The sequence below is a fragment of the Haloarcula sp. CGMCC 1.2071 genome (assembly GCF_037078445.1).
GTDB lineage: Archaea > Halobacteriota > Halobacteria > Halobacteriales > Haloarculaceae > Haloarcula > Haloarcula amylolytica.
In genome coordinates, this window is sequence record NZ_JAYMGY010000038.1 from 1 (window position 1) to 7,755 (window position 7,755).

Genomic DNA, 7,755 nt, shown 5'->3' on the forward strand with positions numbered 1-7,755 from the left:
CGTGTTGACGAGGAAGTTAAGAAGCTGGTCCTCGTGGATTTCACCGTCTGCTTGCTTGGTATTGGACACACCTTCAGCAAGCAGACCTCTCAACTAACCGGCTTTGTGAAGTACTGAGTCTACGTTTGGCCCGCACCCAGATTGTAGGGAAGTTATCAGTCTTCAGCACGGTGATACGCTGAATGTCGGTATCCCGGAAGAACTGTTCTGGCCCACCGACCGACTCAAACTGTTTTGTGTTCTCGTTGTACCGGTGCGGGTCCCTGATACGGAGTTCTTTTTCATGGCCGGCGCGACTCCAACCGCTAACATCTCCAATGTACGACTGGTCATCGCTGGTCTTGATCATTACTTGATCAGCGTGCTTTAGGAACTCCTCCCAAGGCTGGCGTCGGGAGTACGAGATCTGCATCTTCGACTGAAGGATTTCTCGCAGAACCCCGGGGAGGTCAACTAGAATAGCGGTAGCGTAGAACACCCCGAAAAACAGTGAGGTTGCGAAGATGATCAGGATGTAGCCGGTGCGGAATGCTGGATCGAACAGAATTGACTGGAACTGTGTAAACGAGGTAATGGGTTCGACGAACAATTGGTACGCGGCGATAAACAAGGTATCAATCAGGAGACTGGATACGAGACTCCAAATCAAGAGGACGAACTGTTTGATATCGCTTTCGATAGCGGACAGTGATATTGCGGTCATCACGGCCACGAAGCCGGGGGCTATGAGGACAGCGTAGAAAATCGCGCTTCCAGGAAGGCTTACCATTCGTCTTTCGGGCTACTGGTTACTGTCAGAATTACTGGAGCCGTCAGAGTTGTCGCCCTCGGTGCTCTCAGGTGCATCCGGGTCGACACTACTAGGGATGGATACCTCGTCGGCGGAGGGAATTTCGTTGCCACCAGATGGGGTTTTGCCCCCAGATTTTTGACTGGTTTCTGATCCGATTCCCGCCGCTTTTTTAGTGTTTCCGTTACCGGATTTTTGGGCGCTGTTTGCGGCCTGATAGACCTCTCCGCTTGCGCTTGCATCCTGCGTTTTGTTAGCAGCGAGTGCTTCAGTACTGGCACCCTCTCTGGTGGAAGATGAGTCGTTTGAAGAATCATTGCTGGAATCGCTCCCCGAATCGTCACTCATGGATGCATATGGGTGGCGGACGCACTAAAACCGTCGCTAAGCAAGGTGAAAGTGTAATCGGACGACAGCTAAAGGGAGCGATGCTCACGAACTTAGTCCGATCGGGAATATCAACGTGACCGATCTTGTGTGGAAGTATTCAAGTTGAGGCTGACGACGACCAGTATCCCGACCACTTGATCTACGGCGGGACCCATGATTGCGCTCCCGAGTGGGTCGAGCCACTAGAGCAATCCTAGTCTGACGGCAAGGGAACTCGCCCGTATTTTGTGAGCCTCTGCAAGATGAGAGGCGTTCCAGAGAAACCCGATCAGCTATACTCAAACAGGCAGGCGACCCAGACCAGTACCAAGATGGATCTGTCACACCTGTTGTGACTACTAGAATCGCTGTAGTCGCTCCGTTCGTGTTACGACCACTCACTACACTCCTGAAAACAGGGGATCGCTCCCGGTTCCTGCAGCTAGCAGACAGCGGCGTCGACGGCGGCAGGGCACGTACCACCGCGTCCAGTAGCGTTGGTTCAGTGTCGGTTCGTGTCCTATCCGGCATGTGTCACAGGGTCAGGGCGTGGACTCCACCACAACGGGTGTGACGCCACCTGTGGCGGCTTTGTGGTCGCTGTTCTCCAGCAGATCGAGACCGACGTAGCGTTTTTCAAGCAGTCCTTCGGCTGTTGCCATATCTATCGCAAGAATCTCGGTTTGCGTCTGGTCGCGTCCGACCTGCCGGGTTTTCTCGACGACGTCGTCGCCGCCGATGTCGACCAGTGTCTCCCAGACGCGCTTGATCGTCTGGCGATGGGGCTCCTTCCCGAGTTCGGCGGTGAGGGCTGTCTCTATATGGTTTTTCGTCATGAAGACGCCGCTGCCGTCGGTTCGCTTCGTGGCAAACTCCGGCCAGCGCTTGGCGATGCTGATCGCGCGGTAGGTGTTCTGGCGGTTCGAGCGCTCGACGAACATGGTCTTGACTTTCGACTGGCGGCAGTTCGCGAAGAAATCCAGCGGCGAACTGCTGGGTTCGATTCCTTCGGGGAGCTGCTCGGCGTCTTCCTGCTGGTCGGTGTCGGCTTCGAGTTGCTGGGCTTTGGCGATGGCACTCTTGGCGACATCGCGGGTGGTCTCCTGCTGAGCTTCGAGGTCGTCGAGACGCTGGTCGTTCGTGGCGGCGTCACCGACCGCCGTGGTCGCAACGTCGTGGGTCTGTTCGAGGTCGGCTTCTAGTTCGGTGACGCGTTCGTGGAGGTCATCGATAGTCGCGACCAGCGTCTCAAGAACACTCGAAACGAGGGGTGACACGTCGCCGTCGAGGTCGTTGACAAGCGCTTGGAGTTCGTCGGTATCCGTCTCATCCTGTCCGATGTTTATGTCGAGGTGGTCGGCAAGGGCTTGGTCGGTGGCTGTGCCGTCGTCGTTGGGGTTTGTTTGTCGTGGCATTGTGACCACAGGACCCGTGCTCGGAATCGAACCGAGCGGTGCTGACCACAGCACGGGCTACCGGTGACGTAGCTGGCGCTCTCTAGACGCGGCGGTTGGCTCGTGGCAACCCCGCTCCGTCTAGTGGATTTGCGTCGTGGCACCGCGCCGGCGACTAGCAGTCTGTGTGTGCTGTCGTCGCCCGGACCGGCGTGGCACCGGGTTCACCGGTCGCGCTCCGCTGGTGGCAAGGGTACAGTCGTGGCTGGGACCGGAGTGGGTGCTATGGTGGGTCACGTTTCGATCACTGCTCGGCGCTCAATGGCGACATCATGAGCGTAGTCACCGCGACGGTACTGGTCATAGTAGTTCTCGATGGTGGGGAAGTCGGCCGTCCACTCGGTGTAGTGTTGAATCTCACCGACGTGGTAGCGGAGTCGCCACAAGCTGGCCTGTGCGGGCGCTGTATCGCTCTTGACAGCATCGGTGTCGGCTTTGGCCATTACCGATTCCCTCCTGTGGCCGACTCACTGCGCTGTGTGGCCAGCTGGTTACGCTGGCGGAGTTCGCCGACAGGGACACGAAACGTCATGAGGTCCTCGGCTCGGCGGATGGTCGTTGTCAGCTCCCGGCGGCGCTGGCGATTGCCGGCCGTGGCCTCAAGACGCTGGAGGGTCTCCTCGGCCAGGTCCGCCAGCAGGACTCCAGTGACATCGTCGCTGGCCGCGTCGACGGCGGTGACGAGCAGATGTGGCTCGCTGTCGAGTTCGGTCGGGGCGACCACGTCGCCGACGCTGGGGGTAGTCATGCCCACGCACCTCCTCGTGGCTGGGCGGCTGTGGACCTGAATACACAAGTATTTTCAGAAACCGCCCCACAGCGGTCGAATGGGATCCGGTCCCCGCCATCAAAGCGCCACACACGCTCTCCGATCTCCCCATCCTCCTTCCGTGGGTCCGGGCCCCAATTTTCGGGGTGCCGCGCGATGTAATCAGAATCTATAACGAGGCGAAAATTACAATTGTGGTGGCTCCTGAGTCTGATACTGCCAGCACAAGGTTGGGCACTTTGTACTGGGATCTTGTCAGAGGCACGCGATCCGGTCCGCCGTCGTGTTTGGCGGTGGACTGGCTCACGGATCGAACGATGAGAGAATCCCTGACAGCAACGATTATGTAGGAGTTCTTCGATTATTACCGTAGGGTACCAGTCGGTAATCACCTGCCCAGTGATTCCGTGCCTCTGACAACATTGACCGACTGTCCCCTCCGTTTTGACTACTGCGGACCGGCGCTGCGTTGATTGTCGGGGCATTACTGTGCACCCCCATCGGCGACGGGCCGGGGCAGCTCACACAGGTTTGCGAGTGTTTCCGCCTGGTGCTTGAGTTCGTGTCTCCCAGCGTCAGTCAGTGTATACACGTTGGTGCGGGCGTCAAGCTCGTCGCGGTTGATGAGGCCCTTGTCGGTGAGCTGGTCGAGGTTCTGGTAGAGGCGGCTGTGGTTGATCGGCTCGGCGTAGCGCTCGTCGAGGTAGTCCTTGAGTGCGAGGCCGTAGGGATCGTCGTCGACGGCGGCGATGGCTTCGAGCAGATCGCGCTGGAAGCCCGTCAGCTCGTGGTAGGTAGTCATCGGTCGCCTCCTGCGGTATGCATCTGGCCAGGGCTGGGACGTGACTTGGTAAGAGTCTGGGGCGCACGTGACCGGAAGTGGATTTTCGCGGGTCGATTTTCGTCTCTGGGCCGCTGTGGCGTGTTCGTGGGCCGCTCAGGCGATGACCGGAAGATGACCGGAAGTGAGCGAATGTCCCGCAGTCTGGTGGTTTCCGAATGAACGGAAGTGCTGGTCGGTGGCGAGCGATGCGACTCTTCGTGGGTGGGCTGGTCTGCTGTCATGGGTTCAACGGGACGCCGCTAGTGTTGGTGGCGTCGCCTATCTCAGACTGTTATGCTGCCCGCACTTAGTGTTTCCGTACAGCAAACTTTTCTATACGAGTTACAATCACATCGCACATTACTATTTATGTCGACGTAGAAGATGAGATAGAATGGCTAAGCGAGGGTCAGACCGCAAAGTCAGCGATGATCGGATTCTGCTCGAATTTTTGCTATCAGCTGATCCAGCCTTATTCACCAGTGAAGTGTCTGATCCGCTGCCGCTGTCACGACAGCGTGTCAACGACCTTCTGAACGAACTGGAAAATGAAGGGTTAGTAACCTCCAAAACCGCATCTGGAAGACGATTATGGTGGATCACTCCAAAAGGCCACCAGCGTGTCGTTGAAGCGGCCCGTGACAAACTCACTTAGTGGTCTAAATCCTGAGTTCTGGATACCCACCACCCGTTGGCACTGCCGAATGATTTCTTTTTGAGAATACCCTCACTCTCTAATGATTTGAGTAGTTCATTGATCCGGGTACTCGTAAGTGGTAGCTGTTCGGCAAGCTCTGTACTTTTCACTGCCGGGTCGGGATGGCGTTTAATTGCCTGAATTAGCTCTTCGTCACTTACAGATCGATCTTTTCCACGGGTACTCATTATCTTCTACTTTCTCTATAGTTTGCTGTATGGAAAATACTTATGCCGGTGGCGTAACATAAGCTAAGTGTAGGAACACACGCGCTGCTGGTCGATTTCTCACGAGATCGCCCCGGTGATGGCACACCGAGGCGCGTGGTTCCAGGAAGAACCAATGGCAACTACGCAATCCAATCCACAAGAACGTACCGGCCTCCCGTATGGGACTACTCTCATCGGGATTGATACCAACGGTCACGAACACCGCTTTGCCGGCGCAGTGACCGACCATCGTGTCTTCATCTGCAATGCTGACGGGGTCTTGGAGGTTCACGACCTCGATGAGCTGGCCGCGAAGGGTGTCCTCGAACCGACGACGTACAACGGTGAGCTGTATGGTGCGACGACGCCGCGGGCATGGGTCGCCGCGTGGGCGTCTGCGTGCTGTGGCTGGTCCGAGGTTCGGCTTGGTGAGTCGCTGGTTGACCAGGCTGTCCGGGTGATCGAAGTATGAGTTGTACCGTTGAGGAACGCAAGCGGGTGCGGCGAGCCGCGAGGGCGATTCGTGACGAGGTTGCGACGGAATCGGGGGACGTGCTTGCGCCAAGCGCGAGTCAGTACGGCGAATGGACGCTTGATGCTGTGCTTCGGGATGCCGGAGGTGTGCCGCCCGAAGTGCTCAGGGAGTTAGCGTTGGCCGGGTTGACGTTACAGCCGACGCCGTCGCAGGCGGAGTATCAGCACGTGGCGGCGACGGTGTAACTTACCCTCTCAAAGTTAGCCCCAGTTGAGACGGATATATTCTGGCTCACCAATGTCTGCAACATCTCCTCGTTCAGTAGTGATTGGATACACCGCTAAGGCTTCACCGTCCCAATTCCCATTCTCGTCATCCTCAGCTGGTACCTGATGATCCGTATCTGGAGCCACAAATAGTGGCAGAAGCATGTCGGTCTCTTCCTGGTCAATATCTTCCCTCACATATTCTTTCAGGGGCCCATGGCATTCGAATACATTTTCTGTTTTCTGACGATAGACTTGGTTTGAGCAGTCAATCGCTCCATTTGCAATGTTCCGGAGGTAGAGCGAGACTCTTTCATCAGGAATCACTAGTGGGTCTGCGCTGGCAAGGTCATCAAGCGTCTCAATAGTCACTTCAGAGTGCGCAATGGACTGCAGGTCGGGCATATTATCGCCAACGGCAGTCACGTCAAGCACCTGTTTGAGGAATTCTCTTACAGCGTCTCGATAAGCATCAGTTGAGAAATCACCATTGACAGGGCATACGACTTGTAATGAGCCATCACGGAGTGCTAGTCGTCGGCGTGCTGTTGGCCCGAATGGAGTCAAGTAGGCCATTGTATCGGTTTCGAGAAGATGAGCGTACGCAAGCATCCGTGTTCTAGCATCGCTATCACTGATCGGAGTGTGCTCTTGAGCGTAGTATTTTGAGTCCAAAACTGCCACTGCATCCTCTGCCTTCTTATCCCAGAGGACGTGGTCTGGTTTATAATGTCCCTGTGCGTTCTCGAAGACAGGAAGCGTTGGTTTGTCTTCGATAGAGTAGTGCTGGGGAGCAGTATAAAGCGGATTATTTTGAAGGAAACTCAATTCCTCCTCAAGCACAATCTGCGTGTACTGCTCAAACAGAGAATCCATATCGAGAATAAAATCCATGGTGAGGTCCTCTTCTCCCGTTGCGAGAGATTCCCCTGTCGCTGAGGAAAGGATGGTCTTGGATACTTGAAGCGCATCGCGGTAATAACTCTGTTGGCGGGGTAGATTTCCAATATCTACATTACGAAGTTCGGAAAGGTCAATCCCATCTGGCACGATACCAACAGCCTCGAGCCGCCGCAATGATTCTCTGAGTTCTGAAAATATCTGGAAATATTGGTCGTGGCTGGCTTCATTGGTAGTCTGGAATAGCCGGACGAGCTGTTTCCCAGCAGCGTAGATGAGGGTGTTGACTGGCGTATTATAGTCAATGTTTTTTTCGATGTACCGTTGTTTTGGAATGCCCTGACGGTGGTTCATGATACTTTGCTCGACATCGAGACGGCCACGTCCAGTCACAGCATCGTACTGACGAGTCTCAAACTGACGGATGAACCCATTTCGATGCAGTGGCTGGAGTGCTGAGAGGTAATTGACTGTAATGACAATGAAAATATCCTGAATCTGAATATCGTCCGCAAGAAAATCATCAATGGGGATGCCCTGATATTCTAATGACCGCTGCTGTTGCCGTACGGCGAGGAACATATCGAGAATATCTTCCCAATTAACGTTGGGATCAATTTGGAGTTTTGTCTGTGGGGTAAGTTCGACAATACCCACGATGTCACTGGCCGAAACAGTCAGCTCTCCATCGTTGACGGTTGCGGTGACGACAGGCCGCGATGTATCACTCCCATGAGGAGTACGGGTCTTGACGTAGGTGTTCGGTCCCTGCTCTGTGAACGCTGCCCGCTGTAGCTGCTTACCGACCTCTGGCGGACATTCAGAAAATGTCCGCGTTGTCTTTTCGTTGATGTAGATGCGGTCAGGCAGCCCACCACCCATCTTCAGTCGATCACATCGGGTTAGAGTAAGCGTCTGCTTGGAGAGGATGTGCAGTCAACCCAAGCAGACAGCGAGATAGAGGAAGAGCACCTGCTTAATTTTGTCGTCAACAGTCTCGAAG

Annotated in this window: 9 protein-coding genes; 2 read left to right on the plus strand and 7 right to left on the minus strand. The window is 55.4% G+C overall.

What is annotated here, in order from left to right; genetic code table 11:
- Positions 1 to 73: 73 nt before the first annotated feature.
- The 6 genes from VI234_RS20935 to VI234_RS20960 all read right to left on the minus strand — a co-directional run bounded on the left by VI234_RS20935 (position 74) and on the right by VI234_RS20960 (position 4,184).
- Entirely contained in the window at positions 74 to 769 is a 696-nt protein-coding gene (locus tag VI234_RS20935) for a DUF6338 family protein (RefSeq protein ID WP_336331190.1), read from the minus strand.
- Between the two features lie 12 nt (positions 770 to 781).
- Complete coding sequence (locus tag VI234_RS20940) at positions 782 to 1,138, minus strand: hypothetical protein (RefSeq protein ID WP_336331191.1); 357 nt, start codon at positions 1,136 to 1,138, stop codon at positions 782 to 784.
- 563 nt (positions 1,139 to 1,701) lie between these two features.
- Positions 1,702 to 2,574, minus strand: coding sequence for a hypothetical protein (locus tag VI234_RS20945; protein ID WP_336331192.1), 873 nt, complete (start codon positions 2,572 to 2,574; stop codon positions 1,702 to 1,704).
- A gap of 272 nt (positions 2,575 to 2,846) precedes the next feature.
- On the minus strand, positions 2,847 to 3,056 hold the full coding sequence (locus tag VI234_RS20950) for a hypothetical protein (RefSeq protein WP_336331193.1): 210 nt from the start codon (positions 3,054 to 3,056) through the stop codon (positions 2,847 to 2,849).
- Complete coding sequence (locus VI234_RS20955; RefSeq protein ID WP_121538045.1) at positions 3,056 to 3,361, minus strand: hypothetical protein; 306 nt, start codon at positions 3,359 to 3,361, stop codon at positions 3,056 to 3,058. The genes VI234_RS20950 and VI234_RS20955 overlap by 1 nt, the downstream gene beginning before the upstream one ends.
- A gap of 505 nt (positions 3,362 to 3,866) precedes the next feature.
- Positions 3,867 to 4,184 (minus strand): PadR family transcriptional regulator, encoded by a 318-nt coding sequence (locus tag VI234_RS20960; RefSeq protein WP_336331194.1) that lies wholly within the window; start codon positions 4,182 to 4,184, stop codon positions 3,867 to 3,869.
- A gap of 1,060 nt (positions 4,185 to 5,244) precedes the next feature.
- Between VI234_RS20960 and VI234_RS20965 the strand changes: the two genes are divergently transcribed.
- Both VI234_RS20965 and VI234_RS20970 read left to right on the plus strand, forming a co-directional pair.
- The gene (locus VI234_RS20965; protein ID WP_336331195.1) at positions 5,245 to 5,583 is read left to right on the plus strand and encodes a hypothetical protein; all 339 of its coding nucleotides are present in this window, start codon (positions 5,245 to 5,247) and stop codon (positions 5,581 to 5,583) included.
- Entirely contained in the window at positions 5,580 to 5,831 is a 252-nt protein-coding gene (locus VI234_RS20970) for a hypothetical protein (protein WP_336331196.1), read from the plus strand. The genes VI234_RS20965 and VI234_RS20970 overlap by 4 nt, the downstream gene beginning before the upstream one ends.
- Positions 5,832 to 5,846: 15 nt before the next feature.
- Here the strand turns inward: VI234_RS20970 and VI234_RS20975 are convergent, their stop codons facing one another.
- Positions 5,847 to 7,634, minus strand: a complete 1,788-nt coding sequence (locus VI234_RS20975) for a 5-methylcytosine restriction system specificity protein McrC (protein WP_336331197.1) — start codon at positions 7,632 to 7,634, stop codon at positions 5,847 to 5,849.
- Positions 7,635 to 7,755: the final 121 nt, after the last annotated feature.

Coding starts and splice junctions, on each gene's coding strand:
- VI234_RS20940 (WP_336331191.1), bottom strand. CDS start 1,138: ATGAGTGACGATTCGGGGAGCGATTCCAGCAATGATTCTTCAAACGAC.
- VI234_RS20950 (WP_336331193.1), bottom strand. CDS start 3,056: ATGGCCAAAGCCGACACCGATGCTGTCAAGAGCGATACAGCGCCCGCA.
- VI234_RS20975 (WP_336331197.1), bottom strand. CDS start 7,634: ATGGGTGGTGGGCTGCCTGACCGCATCTACATCAACGAAAAGACAACG.
- VI234_RS20945 (WP_336331192.1), bottom strand. CDS start 2,574: ATGCCACGACAAACAAACCCCAACGACGACGGCACAGCCACCGACCAA.
- VI234_RS20970 (WP_336331196.1), top strand. CDS start 5,580: ATGAGTTGTACCGTTGAGGAACGCAAGCGGGTGCGGCGAGCCGCGAGG.
- VI234_RS20960 (WP_336331194.1), bottom strand. CDS start 4,184: ATGACTACCTACCACGAGCTGACGGGCTTCCAGCGCGATCTGCTCGAA.
- VI234_RS20935 (WP_336331190.1), bottom strand. CDS start 769: ATGGTAAGCCTTCCTGGAAGCGCGATTTTCTACGCTGTCCTCATAGCC.
- VI234_RS20965 (WP_336331195.1), top strand. CDS start 5,245: ATGGCAACTACGCAATCCAATCCACAAGAACGTACCGGCCTCCCGTAT.
- VI234_RS20955 (WP_121538045.1), bottom strand. CDS start 3,361: ATGACTACCCCCAGCGTCGGCGACGTGGTCGCCCCGACCGAACTCGAC.